The sequence below is a fragment of the Acinetobacter sp. NIPH 2699 genome, from assembly GCF_022549355.1.
Taxonomy (GTDB): Bacteria; Pseudomonadota; Gammaproteobacteria; order Pseudomonadales; family Moraxellaceae; genus Acinetobacter.
In genome coordinates this window covers 25,404-44,377 of the sequence record NZ_JAKZGL010000018.1, presented here as the reverse complement: position 1 = coordinate 44,377, position 18,974 = coordinate 25,404, and the positions used below count along the sequence as shown (strand labels likewise).

18 protein-coding genes and 1 other RNA gene are annotated in these 18,974 nt (G+C 39.7%); 7 read left to right on the top strand and 12 right to left on the bottom strand.

Translation table 11 applies throughout. From position 1 onward, the window contains the following. Positions 1–33: 33 nt before the first annotated feature. Entirely contained in the window at positions 34–1,425 is a 1,392-nt protein-coding gene (locus tag MMP72_RS14360; RefSeq protein ID WP_241318399.1) for a 3-oxoacyl-ACP reductase, read from the bottom strand. A gap of 224 nt (positions 1,426–1,649) precedes the next feature. Between MMP72_RS14360 and MMP72_RS14355 the strand changes: the two genes are divergently transcribed. Continuing rightward, on the top strand, positions 1,650–3,176 hold the full coding sequence (locus tag MMP72_RS14355) for an acetyl-CoA C-acetyltransferase (RefSeq protein WP_241318397.1): 1,527 nt from the start codon (positions 1,650–1,652) through the stop codon (positions 3,174–3,176). 179 nt (positions 3,177–3,355) lie between these two features. On the opposite strand, the gene MMP72_RS14350 is transcribed toward MMP72_RS14355, so the two are convergent. The 3 genes from MMP72_RS14350 to MMP72_RS14340 are packed head-to-tail and all read right to left on the bottom strand — an operon-like array spanning position 3,356 to position 5,347. Then, positions 3,356–4,144: a glutathione S-transferase N-terminal domain-containing protein gene (locus MMP72_RS14350; RefSeq protein ID WP_241318395.1), complete on the bottom strand. Its 789-nt coding sequence runs from the start codon at positions 4,142–4,144 to the stop codon at positions 3,356–3,358. Positions 4,145–4,156: 12 nt separating this feature from the next. Continuing rightward, positions 4,157–4,669, bottom strand: coding sequence for a ribonuclease E activity regulator RraA (rraA, locus tag MMP72_RS14345; protein WP_241318393.1), 513 nt, complete (start codon positions 4,667–4,669; stop codon positions 4,157–4,159). Positions 4,670–4,681: 12 nt separating this feature from the next. Then, positions 4,682–5,347 (bottom strand): NAD(P)H-binding protein, encoded by a 666-nt coding sequence (locus MMP72_RS14340; RefSeq protein ID WP_241318391.1) that lies wholly within the window; start codon positions 5,345–5,347, stop codon positions 4,682–4,684. Between the two features lie 210 nt (positions 5,348–5,557). On the opposite strand from MMP72_RS14340, the gene rpsT reads away from it, so the two are divergent. Further along, positions 5,558–5,824, top strand: a complete 267-nt coding sequence (gene rpsT / locus MMP72_RS14335) for a 30S ribosomal protein S20 (RefSeq protein ID WP_241318389.1) — start codon at positions 5,558–5,560, stop codon at positions 5,822–5,824. Positions 5,825–5,869: 45 nt separating this feature from the next. Here the strand turns inward: rpsT and MMP72_RS14330 are convergent, their stop codons facing one another. The 4 genes from MMP72_RS14330 to MMP72_RS14315 all read right to left on the bottom strand — a co-directional run bounded on the left by MMP72_RS14330 (position 5,870) and on the right by MMP72_RS14315 (position 11,875). Then, positions 5,870–7,141, bottom strand: a complete 1,272-nt coding sequence (locus tag MMP72_RS14330; RefSeq protein ID WP_241318387.1) for a hypothetical protein — start codon at positions 7,139–7,141, stop codon at positions 5,870–5,872. A gap of 205 nt (positions 7,142–7,346) precedes the next feature. After that, positions 7,347–10,028: a M66 family metalloprotease gene (locus MMP72_RS14325; RefSeq protein WP_241318385.1), complete on the bottom strand. Its 2,682-nt coding sequence runs from the start codon at positions 10,026–10,028 to the stop codon at positions 7,347–7,349. Between the two features lie 205 nt (positions 10,029–10,233). After that, positions 10,234–10,965, bottom strand: a complete 732-nt coding sequence (locus MMP72_RS14320; protein ID WP_241318383.1) for a histidine phosphatase family protein — start codon at positions 10,963–10,965, stop codon at positions 10,234–10,236. 52 nt (positions 10,966–11,017) lie between these two features. Next, entirely contained in the window at positions 11,018–11,875 is an 858-nt protein-coding gene (locus MMP72_RS14315) for a 3'(2'),5'-bisphosphate nucleotidase CysQ (RefSeq protein WP_241318381.1), read from the bottom strand. An 11-nt stretch (positions 11,876–11,886) separates the two neighbouring features. On the opposite strand from MMP72_RS14315, the gene MMP72_RS14310 reads away from it, so the two are divergent. The 4 genes from MMP72_RS14310 to MMP72_RS14295 all read left to right on the top strand — a co-directional run bounded on the left by MMP72_RS14310 (position 11,887) and on the right by MMP72_RS14295 (position 14,725). Next, positions 11,887–12,585 carry an HAD-IA family hydrolase gene (locus tag MMP72_RS14310; RefSeq protein WP_241318379.1) on the top strand — a complete coding sequence of 233 codons (699 nt, stop codon included), beginning with the start codon at positions 11,887–11,889 and terminating at the stop codon, positions 12,583–12,585. Continuing rightward, entirely contained in the window at positions 12,569–12,997 is a 429-nt protein-coding gene (locus MMP72_RS14305; RefSeq protein WP_241318377.1) for a S4 domain-containing protein, read from the top strand. The genes MMP72_RS14310 and MMP72_RS14305 overlap by 17 nt, the downstream gene beginning before the upstream one ends. A gap of 160 nt (positions 12,998–13,157) precedes the next feature. Next, positions 13,158–14,201 carry a recombinase RecA gene (recA, locus tag MMP72_RS14300; RefSeq protein WP_241318374.1) on the top strand — a complete coding sequence of 348 codons (1,044 nt, stop codon included), beginning with the start codon at positions 13,158–13,160 and terminating at the stop codon, positions 14,199–14,201. Between the two features lie 41 nt (positions 14,202–14,242). Then, positions 14,243–14,725, top strand: a complete 483-nt coding sequence (locus MMP72_RS14295; protein WP_241318372.1) for a regulatory protein RecX — start codon at positions 14,243–14,245, stop codon at positions 14,723–14,725. A 23-nt stretch (positions 14,726–14,748) separates the two neighbouring features. Here the strand turns inward: MMP72_RS14295 and ffs are convergent. Continuing rightward, positions 14,749–14,845: signal recognition particle sRNA small type (gene ffs, locus MMP72_RS14290), an RNA gene on the bottom strand. Between the two features lie 313 nt (positions 14,846–15,158). On the opposite strand from ffs, the gene MMP72_RS14285 reads away from it, so the two are divergent. Next, positions 15,159–15,962 carry a YbgF trimerization domain-containing protein gene (locus tag MMP72_RS14285; RefSeq protein WP_241318369.1) on the top strand — a complete coding sequence of 268 codons (804 nt, stop codon included), beginning with the start codon at positions 15,159–15,161 and terminating at the stop codon, positions 15,960–15,962. A gap of 62 nt (positions 15,963–16,024) precedes the next feature. Here MMP72_RS14285 and MMP72_RS14280 read toward each other — a convergent pair whose 3' ends face one another. The 3 genes from MMP72_RS14280 to MMP72_RS14270 form a co-directional block, all read right to left on the bottom strand. After that, positions 16,025–17,896 carry a SurA N-terminal domain-containing protein gene (locus MMP72_RS14280; RefSeq protein WP_241318367.1) on the bottom strand — a complete coding sequence of 624 codons (1,872 nt, stop codon included), beginning with the start codon at positions 17,894–17,896 and terminating at the stop codon, positions 16,025–16,027. Between the two features lie 139 nt (positions 17,897–18,035). After that, a complete protein-coding gene (locus MMP72_RS14275; protein WP_004639426.1) occupies positions 18,036–18,308 on the bottom strand; it encodes an HU family DNA-binding protein in 273 nt (90 codons plus the stop codon). Between the two features lie 168 nt (positions 18,309–18,476). Further along, positions 18,477–18,932: a phasin family protein gene (locus MMP72_RS14270; protein ID WP_241318365.1), complete on the bottom strand. Its 456-nt coding sequence runs from the start codon at positions 18,930–18,932 to the stop codon at positions 18,477–18,479. Positions 18,933–18,974 lie beyond the last annotated feature (42 nt).

Genomic DNA, 18,974 nt, shown 5'->3' with positions numbered 1-18,974 from the left:
ATGCACAAGCACCCCTCTTCAAAACCCTAATGCTTACGCACCTAACAAGCTTTGACCACATACACGAACAACGTTACCAGTCACACCTGTTGAACCCGTAGACGCATACCAAGCAATTGCTTCAGCAACATCTACAGGTAAACCACCTTGGTTCATCGAGTTCATACGGCGACCAGCTTCACGAATCGCAAAAGGAATCGCAGCAGTCATCTGAGTTTCAATAAAACCTGGCGCAACAGCATTAATGGTAATACCGTTCTTTAATGTTGGCGCGGTAAATTTAACTAAGCCAATCACACCTGCTTTAGAAACAGCATAGTTGGTTTGACCCAAGTTACCCGCAATACCACTGATTGATGATACACAAACGATACGACCATTTGCATTTAAACCATCATTTGATAGTAAGTAATCGTTAACGCGTTCAATTGCAGACAAGTTAATGTTGATTACGAGATCCCACAGCTCTGGCTTCATGTTTGCCAAAGTTTTGTCGCGGGTAATCCCTGCGTTATGAACAATCGTATCTAAACCACCTAGTTTAGCCGCCGCAGTTTTGATTTTCTCACCAGCATCTGCAGCAGTAATATCGATTGCCAATACGGAACCACCGATTTCACCAGCAACACGCTCAAGATCAGCTTGCTGTTGTGGAACATCTAAACAAATGACATGAGCGCCATCACGAGCAAGTACATGCGCAATTGCTTCACCGATACCACGGCTCGCGCCAGTCACCAATGCAGTTTTACCAGCAAGTGGCTTCGCCCAATCTAAATCAACAACATCCGCTTTAGAAATACGGATCACTTGACCAGATACATAAGCAGAACGTGGAGAAATTAAGAAACGTAAAGTTGATTCAAGATTTGCTTCAGCGCCTTGATCGACATAAACCACTTGAGCAGTAATACCTTTTTTAAACTCTTTACCTGCTGACTTGACGAAACCTTCAAGCGCACGTTGTGCAATCGCCTGTTTCACTGTTTTAGCAGTTTCAGGAGTCGTACCAATGACAATCACGCGACCCGAGCTTGAAATTTGACGTGCGATTGGATTAAAGAAGTTATACAACTCTTTAAGTTGTTCAGAATCTTGAATACCAGAAGCATCAAAGACAACTGCTTTAAATTTAGATTCTTTATCATCTGCATTAAGAGGACGAAGATTTAACCCTACTTTTGCAGCAGTTTGTTGTAATTCAACATTATTACCCACATAGCTATCCGCATGGATATTGCTAAGCACTTGAGCAATTGCGCCAGAAATTGTGCTTGAAGGTGCTGCGCCAAGCAAAACTGCACCATTCACAACAGGTTGAGCGCTTTCAAAACGATCTAACGAAACTGGTGATGGTAAACCTAGATTTTTTACAACAAATTTACCCAAAGGTGATTGCGTAAATGCTTGGTATTGATCAGTCATGGTTATTATCTCTCATACAAATGAATTTTTTACAAACACATGCATCATGTTAGTGAAATAACATGAAATCAATGTCTGATTGACTCACAACAAATCATACTTGAGTTCATGTTCCGATGTCTTGACCTGAATGTGGTCTAAAGCGTCATTCTAGTCAATACCGCAATATCGTAAATATGCTATTGTTATACCAAGAATATCGCAATTATGCTTGGAAAAGCCTTATGAGCAAAACAACTCAAGAAAATCCAGCAGTCGAGAATTCTGCTCAAGAGACTGTGTCAAATACATCAAAAGCAACTCCTACCAAGAGTAAGAGTGCTGGCACAACTCCTAAAGCAGCAAGTACGACAACTAAAACGACTCGTGTTCGTTCTACAAGCCGTACGACTAAAAGCACTGCTTCATCTACAACTGCAAAAGCAGCACCCGCTAAGACAACCAAACCTTCTGTTCAACAGGATAAAACCATGAGCCAAAACACTGTCCGTCGTGTAGCCATTATTGGCGGTAATCGTATTCCATTTGCTCGCTCAAATGGTGCTTATTTTAAAGCGTCTAATATGGATATGCTAACAGCTGCATTAAATGGTTTGGTTGAACGTTTCAACCTACAAGGTCAACGTTTAGGCGAAGTCGTTGCTGGTGCAGTATTAAAGCACAGCCGTGACTTTAACATGACCCGTGAGTGTGTGTTAAATACTCAACTTGCACCAGAAACGCCTGCTTTTGATATTCAACAAGCATGTGGTACTGGTTTACAAGCTGCATTCCTTGTCGCAAACAAAATTGCACTAGGTCAAATCGAAGTCGGTATCGCAGGTGGTGTAGATACAACGTCTGATGCACCTATCGCATTCGGTGATGGTTTACGCAAAGCATTACTTGAACTCAACATCGCTAAAACAGGTAAAGATCGTTTAAAAGCATTGTCTAAAATCAACCTGAAAGATTTAATGGATGCACCTAAAAATGGTGAGCCACGTACAGGTCTTGCAATGGGCGATCATGCTGCAATCACAGCATTAGAGTGGAATATTGCTCGTGAAGCACAGGATGAACTTGCTGCTGCGTCTCATCAAAAAATGGCAAAAGCATATGAAGAAGGTTTCTTCGATGACTTAATCACACCATTTATGGGTTTAAGCCGTGACAATAACTTACGTGCTGATTCTACTGCTGAAAAACTAGCAAAATTAAAACCAGTATTTGGTAAAGGCGAAGCTGCAACAATGACAGCGGGTAACTCTACACCTCTTACTGATGGTGCTTCTTGCGTACTTTTAGCGTCTGAAGAATGGGCTAAAGCGAATGGTCACGAAGTACTTGCTTACTTAACCTTCTCTGAAACTGCTGCGGTAGATTTCGTAGGTAAGAAAGAAGGCTTATTGATGGCACCTGCTTATGCAGTACCACGTATGCTTGAGCGTGCTGGTCTTAAACTTCAAGATTTCGATTACTATGAAATCCATGAAGCTTTTGCATCACAAGTTCTTTCTACTTTGAAAGCTTGGGAAGATGAGAAATTCTGTAAAGAACGTTTAGGTCTAGATGCACCTTTAGGTTCAATTGATAAGAGCAAACTTAACGTTAAAGGTTCTTCTTTAGCGGCTGGTCACCCATTTGCTGCAACAGGCGGTCGTATCATTGCAACTGCTGCGAAGTTACTTAACCAAAAAGGTTCAGGTCGTGTTTTAGTTTCGATCTGTGCTGCTGGTGGTCAAGGTGTAACAGCGATTATTGAAAAATAATTTCTAACACTTTAAAAAGGGTTAAATCTTTTAGATTTAGCCCTTTTTTATGATATTTCTTTTGAATTTCTACACCTGTTTTTGCAAACTATCTTTCAATTTAGACAATACTGAGAATCTTAATATCAATAAAAAAGCACCTTAAAAGATGCTTTCCTGAAACCATTTAATCTATTGATTTATGAACCATATTGCTTTTTCAGATACTTAACAATCTTCGCCGACTCAAACATCTTCACACCTGTATTTGGATCAACCAAATATGGCACTTGGATATCCCGCCCCATGATTTCAACAATTTTTTCACGCTTGCCATTCGGCAATGGAATATATTGTCCTGGTTTTAAACGTAACACTGCTGGTCCCATGTCTTGCCAGCGCTCTTTAGGCACATTATGCAAAATATAAGGCAGCTCTAACTCCGTTAAGACTTCACGAACCAAACGTGTATAAGGACTCGCCTCAAAGCTCCATAACGCCAACAATTGCTCAGGTGCAGGACGATCAATAATTTGTTTATTAATCCAAACACCACGCACTGCATTGACAACCGTCGCTAAGGTTGACACATAAGGAAGCTTAGGATAATGACTAAATTTCTTTGGCGTTTGCCCAGTTTTTCCATAATGTTTGAAAAGATGATGAATGATCTGTTGTGACTCATACAGTTGATCACCGGTATTTTCATCAATCAAAAATGGAAACTGTCTTTTCCCACCTTTCTCTTTTACGATCTGACGATATTTTTGACCACCTTTAGGACATGGATAAATTTCCACATCCAGATTTAATAAGGTAATCACTTCACGAACACGACGGCAAAATGGTGAACCCTCAAACTCATAGAGCTTTAATGCTTTTGTTGGCTGCTTCGGTTGTGGTGTTCCCATCACACCTCGCCCACCCTCAATCAGAGTGGCAACAACGGATTGTAAAACCTTAAATTGATGATTCACCATATTCAGCATAGCGTGATCCTTTTAGAAGTCGACCAGTTTTTCTTTTGCGATCACGATTCCATTATTATCTGCATAGATATAATCACTAGAATTGATCGTCACACCACCAAAATACAGTGCAACATCAACTTCACCTATGCCCTTACGGTTACTTTTTTGCGGAATTGCAGCCAATGCATGCACACCCAAATCAAGCGCTGCAATTGCATCCACATCACGTACACAGCCGTAAATCACCACACCATTCCAATGGTTCTTAACAGCGGACTCAGCAATTAAGTCCCCCATCAATGCACAACGCATCGAAGCACCACCATCAACCACCAGTACTTTGCCAGTACCGTCTGTAGCCAAAAGCTCTTTTACCCGAGAATTATCTTCAAAGCACTTGACGGTAACAATTTGACCGCCAAAAGTTTTACGCGCACCATAACTTTTAAAAAACTTACCATCTAACGATGGCGTTACCACTTGCAAGTCTTTTTCAGGATTATCATCTAACAAATCACACGTTACAAAAGCTGCTGTTGTCACCGAAGTTCTCCATTATTGGGTTTGTTGTATACTCAAATTATCGTACAGCTTAAAAGCCGCTGTTTGGGTTAGAGCTGAAACCAGCATAGTATGCGCCAATTGCTCGGCTGTTACAGGCTTAAATTTAAACGGTTTAGTCCATTTTTTTTCAACCAATTTAAATAAAGTTTGGGCCATATCCTCTAGAAAACGCATTTCACTGCGTTTACCAATTAAAAGCGAAGGTTGAAAAATAGATAACTTGTAAATCGATAAACTTTTTAAGTAGTTTTCTAGCTCACCTTTAACTTTATTATAGAAAACTGGTGAATTAGCATTCGCTCCTAAGGCGCTCACCACTAAAAGATGAATATTTTTATCCTGAATTAAATCAGCAAAATGAGCGTTAATTTCGTAATCTATTGCATAAAATTCTTGTTTTGATCCAGCTTGTTTTATGGTGCTGCCCAAACAACTAAATGCATGTGTATAAGCATTGACATCTTCATCATTGAGTAAAAGTAAATCTTCTACAATGAGTTGGGTAACTTTACTATAAGGCTCTAATATATTTGATTTTTTACGCACAACCACAGTAATAGAATGAAAGTCATCTGACTGCTGTAATTCATGGACCAAGGCCTGACCAACCAAGCCAGTTGCACCAATTACGATTGCTTTTTTATCACCGATGCTCATTTATAGTTCTTCCAATTCATCATTTAGATTAATGTAACGTTTTCTTGCGAGATTATCATCTGTTAAATGCACTTAAAAACATTACAAGGCTTGACTTCGGGGCGTAGTTTCCTCAAAATATGCCACTTGTTTACGGGCTGGTGAATGTTGCCAATTATTTGGTTTTAACTTCAGCCCGCCCAGACCAACTTATTTTTAAGGAGTGCACGAGTGGCAAACTCTGCTCAAGCTAAAAAACGTGCTCGTCAAAACGTTAAAGCACGCAAACACAACGCAAGCTTGCGTTCTATGGTTCGTACTTACATCAAGCGTACAGTAAATGCAATCGCTGCGGGTGACTATACTGTTGCTTCAGAAGCTTACAAAATCGCTGTTCCTGTAATCGACCGTATGGCTGATAAAGGCATCATCCACAAAAATAAAGCAGCTCGTCATAAGAGCCGCTTAAACGCACAAGTTAAAGCTTTGGCTAACTAATTTGATGCATGTAAAAAAGCCCGTTTTCGGGCTTTTTTATTGTCATTAATTTTTCACATAAGGCGGTAGACCAGTCCCCTCATCTTTTACCATCTTCATCAGCTTTTGACAGAACTTATAACTGTCTTCCAATAAACCCAAGTCATGCGCACGGGCTTTATTCTTTGTGAGTATTGCTTTATGGTTCTGATAACACAGCTCTAATTGCGTTGCATCTTGACTCAAAGCAATCATCATCAGCTCAAAGCGGAAATCTAAATCAATCATCATATCTGGCGGCATATCACCATAAGCCCACGCTTGTAGTGCTTCTAATCGCCCTTGCCCCAAATGGAAAAAGATAAAATTGATATACTCATTTAGATTGCTAAAAAAATCCTGAATATCTGCTTCACTGTCCCATCGCCCCATCAAGTTAAAACACACATCAGAACGCTTATTCGATGTTGAGCGTTGATAAATATCCATAGAGCGTAAACGGAAAATTAAACGTTCAGGCAACTGCTCTTGTAGATGCTGAGGGATAAAATAGTCCGTAAAATCCATCGCAAAGGATAACATTGGGCTAACCGTCAGCTTTCTTAACACCATTTTCAACTGATAAAAAATACCAGCTTGCTTTTGCGTTAATAGGAAACAACGATAGCCTGTATCTAATGCCAGTTCGGGACGACCTATATTTCCCCAATTAGAAATAAAGTCATGTGCGATATTAAAAACATCGAGTTGTAAGTTCTTTGTATAAGCTTGTTGTTCAAACCACTGACTAATGAGTTGTTCAGCTTGCGGCATCGTTTTCGGTGCTTGAAAATAGCCATCTTCCCAAGCCAATATCGGTTGAGCATCGAGCTGCTTTATTTGTTGGATTTCTAATGGTTCTAATAGATAAGGTTGCAGCATTTGTTCAACTGCATTTTCTGGTGATTGCAATTCACCAATTGCCCATACATTATAATTTGGCTCATAAAAGCCAACCCCAGTTTCACGCACCGCCTCATAAAACACGCGGTATATTGCATCATTTTGTGCATCTTGCGCTAAAGCATTTAACTGAATAATGGCACAAACATTTTGCGAAAACTCTTCTTTAACACTCTGAATCCATTGCTGGGTTTGTTCTGGGAAAAAAGATTGATTTTGAGGATCACAAATTTTATCAGCAAACAGTGAAAGCCATGCCCGCAGTGTTTTGCCATGGCTAGGAATATGGCTATATTGTTGATGTAATTCACATGCCACTTGATATGAGTGATCTTCTGAGGGAACTTTACCTGTGAAAATTTCAGGCTCCCACAAATAAATAGTGTTTAATGACATATTTTTATCCAGTTATGTGTCTAATTTCTCTTTTTATTTTTATATAATGACGAATAAAAACTATTTTTAAAAGTAAATTCTTTGTTTTTATAAGCAAGGCCCATTGAAATTTCAATAGGCCTAATCTTTTATTTATCACTAAAAGCAATCGCAATATTGATAAAGAACCATATATCAATCAATTACTATCTCTTCCCCAAAGACATTAAGGATTGACCGATAACCTTGTCATTTGTGCTAAATTGTTAGCGGATAACCCTGCAAGCATTAAACTATGATTGACGTCAGGAATCGTCCACTTTTGATTGGCTCCACCTGTACAAGCGTAGCGAATTAATCGTGCACGATTATTTGTCAAATAACCGCCTTCCAAATCGAAACATTGATTTGCTTGTTTAATCGCTTGTGATGATAAGTCCACCGACCAAACTTGAGTACTCGAATCATAAGAACAGGGCATAAGATTGATCACATTACCCGATGTGGTTGTTAAACATTGATCAACATATTTTTTATTATGAATTTTACCCAAAGCATCATACATCCACTTCTCAGAATCATCACCTACACACCCACTTGAACCACTGATATATGCATTTAATTTGCCATTTTCTAGCGGTTCAGCTTTAAGACAATGCGTTCGATTCATCAAAACAACAGCCGAATTCAGATTAAAGTCGCTTTTCAGTCCAAGCGTCTCAATAAATGTATTCAATGCACTTACAGCATCAGTCTTCGGAGTCGTTAGCTCCTCATGGTAATGATTCATCCAGCGATTTAAACGATGTAAAATCGCCTGCTGTTGGATATATCGGGACATTTCATTTTGGGCTTCCACTGACAGTTGATCTTTAAATGATCGATATGAATCAAAAAGTAACTTTGATTCTGGAGATAAGCTCGCTACAGCTTTCCCTTTATTTTCGAGTAATGCCTGCTCTAATTGTGGTAGTTCAATTGCGCTGAGTGCCGAATAACCCTTCTCTTTACCAATTTCGACATAAGGTGGCAAAGCAACTGTATCTTTTGCAGCGATCGTTACCGTTGAAAGTAAAACAGCAGCTTGATTGGCTTTTTTACAATATAAATTTACTTTTTCTGGGGCATCACTTTGTGCAAGATTGATATGGAATTTATTGGCATGACTGTCCGCATTCACTCGTTGCGGCGCTAATGCAATATTTTGGGTCCCTTTAGCGAACTGAACATTGAGCCAGCAATTCGCTGTCGTATGATTCGGATCAACTTGAGGTAAATTAAACACATTACCCCAGTTGCCTTTTGCAGCAGGATAAATCAAGCCAACCTGATTGACTGGATCATAACCACCTAGAATCGTATAAACAGGCACACTAAACAATCGTGGTTTTAAATAGTTTCCATCGATACTGTTGTACCAAACATGATTTGAGGATGGCACTTTAGGTTGAACAACCTCCATAACTCGAGTGGTTGAATTCCATTTTTTATAACCCGTTGGAGAGTTCACATCCCAAACATAACGATCCAATGCAGGTTGAATTTTTGTATAAGTGCTATAGCCAGTATAATGCGTATACTTAGAAATACTGCTTGTCGTTGCCCCACCAGACATGGCATCCCAGCCATAAGCATATTTGTTTAGAAAATTTGCTACACCATTATTGCCATCGCCAAGATTGGTTGTGGTCCAATTTAAATTACTACGCATTTTATTTCTAAAGGCAATATACCCCCAACCACTATCGGCGTGATGGGCTGCCCAAAACATATTCTCGCCTACCGAACCGGGATAATGTCCTAAGCCAAAATGATGCCCAATTTCATGACTAAACTCATTACCCACAGAATCAATTAAGGTCAACATACCATTGCCCCCACTTAAACCATGGGTCACATCACCATTGCTATATTTACCTCGTGCATGATGTGCAATCACGCTTTGGGTGAGTTGTGGCTGCTCCTGACTTGCCATCGATGCACTGGTGATTCCCCAATTCGCTAAATTAATACCCACACCAAAAGTCGATTTCGCTGTGTTTTCACGCATATCACCGCTATAGACATCACCCGTTGTAGCGCTGGCAACATCATAAATAACACCACTTGCCACCATGACTTTATCTAGTTTAAGGTCCTCGTATTTCGTTACGATCATACGAGCAGCCGGGATGGTTTGGAAATAATCCGTTCCAGCCTTTTCAGGCGCTAACAACATATAATGACCATTCGATTTTGGTGGATCAGTCAGCAGACCCAAGCGGATGTTTTGCACGATCAATTCAGCCGGTGCCGCTAAATCAATATTGTCTGCTGTTAAGTCACCATTACGATTATTTAAGGGATCAATAATCCGAATATGCAAACCTGCTCGAATCTCATCCCATTTTAAAGCCGCACTCCATGCCCGTTTTGAATAACTCACGGCTGGACGTCCATCAGAATTAGATTGATCTGATGCAGCGATTTGCGATGGTTCGATTAAGCGAATCGTCCTTAAAAGTTTATTTTCATGATAAATTTCGGCATCCAAAGCCTGAATATCCCCCATTTCTACTAATGGAGTGACCAACAATAAGGCATCCTTTTCACTGGTCAGCCTTGGCATTGAAGCTTTTTCATTGTTGTTAGGATTGACCACATGATTCTGTGCAAACTGAATCATTGCCGCGAAACCACCATTTAGATCATTTCGTAGTAACCGCGTTTGACCCAATTTGTCATAGTCATAGAAACCCAGAATTGACTCATCAATCAGATCCTGAGTGGGTTCTGGATAATTATTTAATATAGGCGGAATAGCGTTGTCGCCGCCACCCGTACTTTCTGCTCCCCCACTCCCACCACCACAAGCACACAACAGAGCTGGAAGCAGACAAGCTGTTAAATATTTAAGTCGTAATTGCATCACATTTCCCCAATTAAAATACAATGAATTATCGTTAACGATAAATTTTGTTAAATATTTAGTTAAATAAAATCATATATTTACTTATATTATCAGCTTAAATTGATCGCTAGGTAATTAATTTTAAAATTAAAAAAGGAGATAAAAATTTCTATGAGAAATTTATCAAAAATATGAATTATGCTTTATCAACCAACATGAAATTTTATTTATTTTGAAAATGCTCAATGATCAACTCGTCTTCCTTTCCACGCCAAATCCATTTCAATTTGCTGCTCGCAAAGTCCTCACCTTCAAACCACACAAATAAACCCTCCATCATCTCAGGCCAGTCTGTTTGTTCAATTTGAGTTTTACCTGAAATCACAGCAACGATTGCCGCAAGGATTGTGTCATGACTGACCGCCAAGCTTAAACCCAAATGTTTCCTTGGATGGGTATGGTAAAGTAATTCTAAGACGTCAAACACACCCGTGATTGGATGCTTCATGCCTGGTAAGGCATTATTGACAAAACTATTAATAAAGCCCAAGGCTCCTTGTTTATGGAAAAATGGAGCTGCCTGTTGAATATCTAAAACAAAACTTCCCGGTTCAACCAACAAACGCTGTTCTACAATTTCAATGGTATGGGTATTGATTGCTTTATGCACATCATCCGCACCCTCGATCATCAATGCGGCAGTATCAATACAACGCTGAATCGGACTGGAAATACAATGTTGTATGGCCCGATCTGTATTTTGAATTAAATATTGTCCCCATGCATACGCCAGATCACGCCCCTGCTCAGTCAACTGCAAATCATAACCTGCCAAACCTTTTCCATTGACCAACTCACGCAAAGAATGACGTGTAAATAAAGTCACAGGCGTTGAAGCATCAGGCAGCAAATCAATCGCCTCAAACATGCTTTTCGGTAATAAATGCAGGGCCATATTTAAAATCAGAGCTGAAATTTACCCCACTATAGCATGAGCGAAATAACTCTCAATCTAAAATGCCTGAATGACTCAACGCATCATAAGCAATATTTTTGCAATCCTGATCTCTAAATGCGATAAAACCGCCATTCAATACGGTTGCACGCTGATTGTATTGAAATGGTTTTCCCGCCAAGGTCATTAAACCACCACCAATACTTTCCAAAAAGGCTTGTCCTGAACTGGTATCCCATTCTGAAGTTGGATGAAAACGTGGATAAATATCAATTTCGCCCTCTAGCATCATACAAAACTTATATGCACTGCCCGCTTCACGACGAATCACTTCATGCTCCTGCAAAATCGGTTCAATAAAGTTTTTATATTTAGGGTTTTTACTATTATGGCTCAGCCCCACTTGGATGGGTGCTTCATTATCGTGTGCTTCAATCTGATATTGGAACCATTCTTGACGACTAAAACTGTATTTATAAGGGAGTTGTGAGCGATAACCAATGTACATCACTTGCTCACATGGCACAGCAATAATGGCAAATGTCGTCTGATGATCCTCAATTAAACTGAGATTGATGGTAAATTCATCACGCTCATGAATAAACTCTTTGGTTCCATCTAATGGGTCAAGCATCCAGCAACGCGGCCATGCTTGTCGTGCTGAATAATCACTTTCCTCTGATAAAACAGGTAAATCTGGTGTAATTTCAGCTAAATGCTTCAATAAGAAATGATTTACTTTTAAATCTGCTTGGGTCACAGGAGAATCATCACTTTTTTCCTGAATATTAAACTCACCACCTGCACAATAATTTTGATATTCTTCCAGTAATATTTGACTAGCCTGCGCCATGATTGGAACAAGTTGCAAGATGATGTGATCTTGTGGGGCAAGCGTTTTAATAAACATAGATCAACCTTATGTCATATTCAGAGTTACAGCAGCCAATTATCATGTTTGACATGGATGGCACATTACTTGATTTAGCTTTTGATGATTTTATCTGGAATCATTGTTTGCCTGAGCGCCATGCTCAAGTGCATCAATGCAATCTTGAGCAAAGTCAACAGACACTATTTCAATTCTACCAACAACATAAGCATACACTATCTTGGTATTCTTCGGCGTACTGGACGGCTAAAGTCGGTGTTGATGTGCTGCAACTACAACATGAGCATCGAGATAAAATCCAAGCGCGTATTGGCTGCCATGAACTACTCGAACAATTAACCACACAAGGTTATCGTTGTTGGCTATTGACCAATGCTGATCGGGCTGGACTACAACTCAAACTTGAAAATGTCGAACTTAGCCCATATTTTGAATTGATGATCAGTAGTGAAGAACTAGGCTACGCCAAAGAAGATATTGAATTTTGGCAAGCACTCCAGCAGTTACATCCATTCGACCCAGCCCAAGCTGTGTTTGTAGATGATACAGTGGCTGTGCTCAACGGTGCTGAAAACTTTGGTATTTCACGTCTATTTAGCATTTTACAACCATCAAGTGCTAAGCCCTCAAGAAATACCACAGAACTTGCTTATCCTGCACTTGATCATTTAACTGAACTCTTTGATTATCTTGAAAACTCACAGGTAATAGATGCCAAAACAGCATGAACCAGCAAGCATGGAAGCCATGCGAATTGATAAATGGCTTTGGGCAGCACGTTTTTTTAAAACACGCTCAATTGCTAAAGCTGCCATAGAAGGCGGCAAAGTACATCACAACAATGAACGCGTCAAAGTATCAAGAGATGTGCGTGTTGGAATGCAACTCACCATTCAACAAGGTTTTGAGAAAAAAACCGTGCTGGTAAAAGCCCTTTCTGCCGTGCGCGGCGGTGCGCCAATGGCTCAACAACTTTATGAAGAAACAACTGAAAGTATCGAGCGTCGAGAGTTGCAAGCATCACAGCGAAAATTGCATAATCTAGCCCGACCTGATCATCGACCAAGTAAGAAAGATCGTCGTGATATCAATCGTTTTAAACAGGAAAATACGCAATCATGGACATTCCATGATGAGTAAAAATTTCTAATTATGGGTACGTCATCTCGTGTCGCACAGACACAGATACGATGTAGAATAAACAACGAGAATCTGCCACTATACCCAAGTCCCAACAAGTTGAGATTCAATACATCCACTTGGGTTAGTCGTTAAGAAGATAAAGTTTTGAGGTTTTGAGATGGATGATAATAAAAGCAAAGCGCTACAAGCTGCATTAAGCCAGATTGAGAAACAATTCGGTAAAAATACAGTAATGCGCTTAGGCGATAACACTGTACTGGCAGTTGAGGCTGTTTCTACAGGTTCTTTAACATTAGATATCGCATTAGGAATTGGCGGATTACCTAAAGGTCGTATCATCGAGATTTACGGCCCAGAATCATCAGGTAAAACCACCATGACATTGCAAGCAATCGCACAATGTCAAAAGACTGGCGGTACCTGTGCTTTTATCGATGCTGAGCATGCCTTAGATCCTCAATATGCACGTAAACTAGGCGTAGATATTGATAACCTATTGGTTTCTCAACCAGACAATGGTGAACAAGCCTTAGAAATTGCAGATATGTTAGTTCGCTCTGGTGCGATTGACATGATCGTTGTCGATTCGGTTGCTGCCCTTACACCTAAAGCCGAAATTGAAGGTGAAATGGGTGACTCACACATGGGCTTGCAAGCACGTTTGATGAGTCAGGCATTGCGTAAAATCACAGGTAATGCAAAACGCTCGAACTGTATGGTGATCTTCATTAACCAAATTCGTATGAAGATTGGTGTCATGTTTGGTAGTCCCGAAACCACAACAGGTGGTAACGCACTTAAATTCTATGCTTCTATCCGCTTAGATATTCGTCGTATCGGTGCAGTTAAAGAAGGCGATGAAATCACGGGTAACGAAACCAGAGTTAAAGTTGTTAAAAACAAAATGGCACCGCCTTTTAAAGAAGCAGTTTTCCAAATCATGTATGGTAAAGGCACCAACCAGTTGGGTGAACTGGTTGATCTTGCCGTTCAACAAGAACTTGTTCAAAAAGCAGGCGCATGGTATTCATACAAAGGCAACAAGATTGGCCAAGGTAAAAATAACGTGATTCGTCATTTTGAAGAGAATCCGCTTATCGCTCAAGAAATTGAAAAGCTGATTCGTGAACTGCTTTTAACCAAGAATAATGAAGCAGTGCAAACTGAAGATGAAAAAGAACCTGATTTGTTAGAAAGCTAAACCAAAACGCCCTTCGGGGCGTTTTTATTTCAGAGGAAAGAATGTTTAACACCCATAAATCTGACAAGCCCAAAACACTCACAGGGCAAAGACTACGCTCGTATGCCTTCGCTCTACTGACTCGATGTGATTATTCACAAGCAGAGCTGATTGAGCGACTCAACCGATATGCAGCCAACCCTGAAGAAGTTAATGATTTAGTTGCAGAATTGGCACAGCAAAACTATCAGAGTGATCAACGGGTCGCTGAACTCACGCTTGCAAGCCAAATTCGAAAAGGAAAAGGCTTACAACGCATCAAACAGACCTTAAAAAGCAAACAACTTGATGCTGAACTGATTATAGATGAACTAAAAGAAGTTAACTGGCTTGAGCAAGCCTATCAACTGAAGATCAAAAAATTTGGGCAAGATATTGCTAAAGATCCAAAAATCAAGGCAAAGCAAATTCGGTTTTTACAGTATCGAGGTTTTGATATGGATGTGATTTTAAAAGCAATTGCTCGAACGAGCGATGAAGAATAATTGGAAATAAAAAATGGTGGCAACCCCACCAGCATGACTTCGGCACATCATAATTCTACTACCGTTGCTACCTTCCGGTCCTGGCGGGGTTTGTAGAGTACAATTGCGAAGCTACCAGCAGGGCTACCATTGCAAGACAAAGTATAGAGATTTTTATTTGAGTTGCAAGACTTGTCTCTGTTTTTTAGTGAGTTTTTAGCTCAACCGTCTAATTCCTCATCAATTACAATCTTACTCTCGATGCATTTTAAAAAGATGTACAAACATTGAACAACAATAAACCAATTCCCACCAAAAATGCTTGAAGATTGTAAATGCTTATTGCATTTAAACGAGTTGCTGTTTTAATGACTTAATCAGAACGTATATATGCTGTGTGTAGGGTCTGTTAACATTTCACAGCTTTATTTTTCAACTTTATGGATAAATCTTCATGCTAAAAAAGCATTCTGTACTTTTTGTTGCCTTACTCAGCAGTGCACATTTATATGCCAATGTCCCAATTGAATCTCGAGCATTAAGCCAACAGACTGCCAATAATGGCAATACCGTAAATGTAGGCTCAAACTTAAATTGGGATCTCATTCAAAAAAATCAAAGACTCGAAGAAGAAGTTCGTAAATTACGCGGTCAGCTTGAAGAGCATGACAACGCAATTGAACAACTAAAAAAAGAACTCACAAATCGCTATACCGACTTAGACCAACGCTTAGAATTACTTTCTCAGAAAATCGATCCACCTGAAGAACATGCCGACGAACCAATTGATGCCTCACAACCCGTTTCAAATACGATTGCGCCAACACCCGTTGAAGCACAGCCTCAACCAAGTGCAGCAGCCGCCAATATCAATGCGAACAATCAACTTGAGTTAGAGAAAGCAGCTTATACAGTTGCATTGGATGCATATAAACAAGGTGGCGCGAAACAAGCGATTCAACCTATGCAGAATTTCATTAAGAATCATCCAAACGGCATTTATATCGGTAATGCATATTTTTGGCTTGCAGAATTTTATTTGGCAATTACTCCAGCCGACTATAGCGCTGCTAAACAAAACTATAGTACGGTCGCCAATAATTACCCAAACTCGGCTAGAGCCTCACGTGCCTTATATCAACTTTACAGCATCGCAAATGAAGTAGATAAGAATACAGCCCAAGCAAATCAGTACAAAACCAAATTGCTGACCCAATACCCTCAATCAGAGGAAGCAAAATTTATTCAGAAGAAATAATTTTCAACTCTGCATAAAAAAAGCCAGTTTTAAGAAAACTGGCTTTTTTGCTTCAATCAAACTTATTTGATTTCTGCTTGTGATCTTAAATATTCAGTATAGTCTTCCAGAATTTGTTGCCCACGGAACTGCTGATAAAGCTGTTTTAACTCCTTCAACTCCTCTGCTGGCAAACCACTTGCTACACTGCTATCTACTTTTGAAACCGCAACGATCACCAACTCATTTGGTAACTTCGTCGTTGTTGCAGACCACATCCCATCTTTGCTCGGTGCTGCAAGACTAAATGCGGCACGTTCAATCGCACGTTTCAAACCTTGAGAGCGTGCAAAAGTACCTGCATTCTCAAAAGCAACATTTGATTGAGCAACGACGTTAGCAGCGGGTTGAGTCTTGAAATCCGCTAAGGTTTTCGCAACTTTCGCTTGTGCTGCTTTATAAGCCTTATCTTCAATTACTTTGGCTTTTACATCAGCTGTAACTTGGGACAAAGGTTTAGTCCCTGCTGGATGATAATCACGAACTTTAATCCAAACCGTATCACCATTCGCCAATTGAATATTGGATGATGCATTACGATCACCATTTTTTACATCATCACTAAACAATTTTGCTTTGACACTTAGATCGCTTAACACTGGATTTTGTGTTGCTAAAGTCACTGTATGTGCAGATTCAATACGTGCCGCTTTAATCTCTTGTGCAACCACATCCAAGGAGTCCCCGCCTACAACCATTTCATTTAAGTTATTCACCGTATCACTAAATGAATTAGCAACTTTGGTCTTTTCAACTTCTGCGGTTAAACGTGTTTTTTCAGACTCGAATGATGGAATGTTTGCTTCTGGTGTGTTTGTCTCAATAATATGATAACCATACTGAGTTTTCACTGGTTTTGAAACTTGACCATTCTTTAGCGCATTTACCGCACTGTCAAAATCAGCAGAGAAAGCGCCAGGTGCATAAGACTCAACCAAACCACCTTGTGTTTTTGAGGTAGGGTCGTCAGAGAATTGCGCTGCTGCTTGAGCAAATGTCATCCCTGCTTGAATTTTGGCATAGACATCATTGGCAAGCTTTTGAGCAGCCACATCATCACGTTCATCTGTTGTGATCAAGATGTGCTTAACTTCACGCTTTACATCTTTTTGTTGTTTTTCCACAAATGCTGCATAAGCCTGTTGTAAATTAGCTTCGGTTACTGCCAGATTTGCTTGAGGTAATAAAGCTGGGCTTAAAACCACATAATCAACATCGACACTTGCAACTTGCTTAAATTCATTTTTATGCTTGTTGTAGTAATCAGTGATTTCTTGATTAGTGGCTGTTATTCCTTTTTTGTAGTCATCTAATTTGATACTTGCTAAATGTAGCGTGCGCTGCTCCGTTTGCAGATTAGCCAATTGCTGCAAATCGGACTGACTGACCAATGCATATTCTACTAGCGTTGAAGAAATCATTTTCAATGCATGATCTTGGCGCAGACTCGCGATCAAGCCCTGATTGGTCATACCCGCAGAGCGTAAATAGTTTTCATATAATTGTTGAGAAAACTTGCCATTTTCTTGAAAACCCGGCTGTTGAGCCAACATTTGCTCAAGCTGCACATCACTTAAGGAGATTCCTAACTTATCTGCTTGCTGCGACAATAAACTACGTGCAACAAGTGCATCTAAGGCTTTTTCCTGAATAACAGGCAGATTGAGCAGCGATTCATCACCTTGAACCAATGATAAGTATTGGTCTTTATAGTTCTTGATTGCATTTTCTAATTCTTTATTAGAAATATCCTGACCATTTACCGATTTGGCAACATCGACTTTATTGCCACCACTAAAATATCCTTCAATACCTACAAGTGCTAAAGGGGTCAAAAACAAAAATAATAGGACTTTGCCAAGCCAACCCTTAATGACTGTACGAAATGATTCCATAAGTATTCCAATATTTTATTTCGGGGCAATTTTAACTGAAAAACCAAAGTGAATGAATGCCGAATGAGGATCAAATTAGTTTTTTCATTCGATAAATAAAAAACGCACCCGAAATGGTGCGTTTATTGATTTAGAAAGATTACGCAACCGAATCTTTTAAACCCTTACCAGCTTTAAAGCTAGGTACTTTGCTTGCTTTGATTTGAAGCTCTTCACCAGTTTTAGGATTACGACCAGTACGTGCAGCACGTTCTTTTACGCTAAAAGTACCAAAACCGACTAAAGTAACCGTATCACCTTTTTTAAGTGCTTCAGTGATTGATGCAATTGTCGCGTCAAGTGCTTTACCGGCATCCGACTTAGACACTCCCCCTTTTTCAGCAATCGCATCAATTAATTCTGATTTATTCATGATAAAAAATATCCTCTTAATATCGTTTGTTAAGATCCAAGGCTATAGTTTAAAAGGCCATGCAGCCTTTATAGCAATGCTTTAGGGGAGAACGCAATACTAGAAAGACCTTTTAATTAAAATAAATACCGAAATACGACATAAACGGACGAGTTGCTAGCAAATTTTTTACTTTTTATTCAATTTAGCCTTAAGTTGATCATTTTCTTCGATTAAAGCATCGACCTTAATATGAAGTTGCACCAACAACTGCTCAATATGCTGAAGATCCTTCGGTGTAACCAAACCAATTCGATTTAAAGAGTGGTTCACGCCACTATCTAAAATCTTTTCAACCTTATCTTTAGTATCCGTGACAGATTCTTTGGCTTTCTCAGTCACCTTCCCAACTGTGTTATCAGCAAAATCAACTGTCTTTGATTCTAACTCTTCGCCCACTTTGACTAACGAGTCGAATAATTTATTCCCTTCTTCCTCTGCTCGAGAAAATGCTCCTAAACCTGCTAGCCAAATTTGTTGTGTGTATTTTTTAAAATCAAGCGCGGATTTCTTAGAACTCTTTGATTTTAGCTTAGTTCCTGCCTCCGCATCTTCACTCACATTCTCTCTATTTGCCTTATCCATGAACCATTGCTCCTAAGCACTTTACAAACAACATGTCGTATT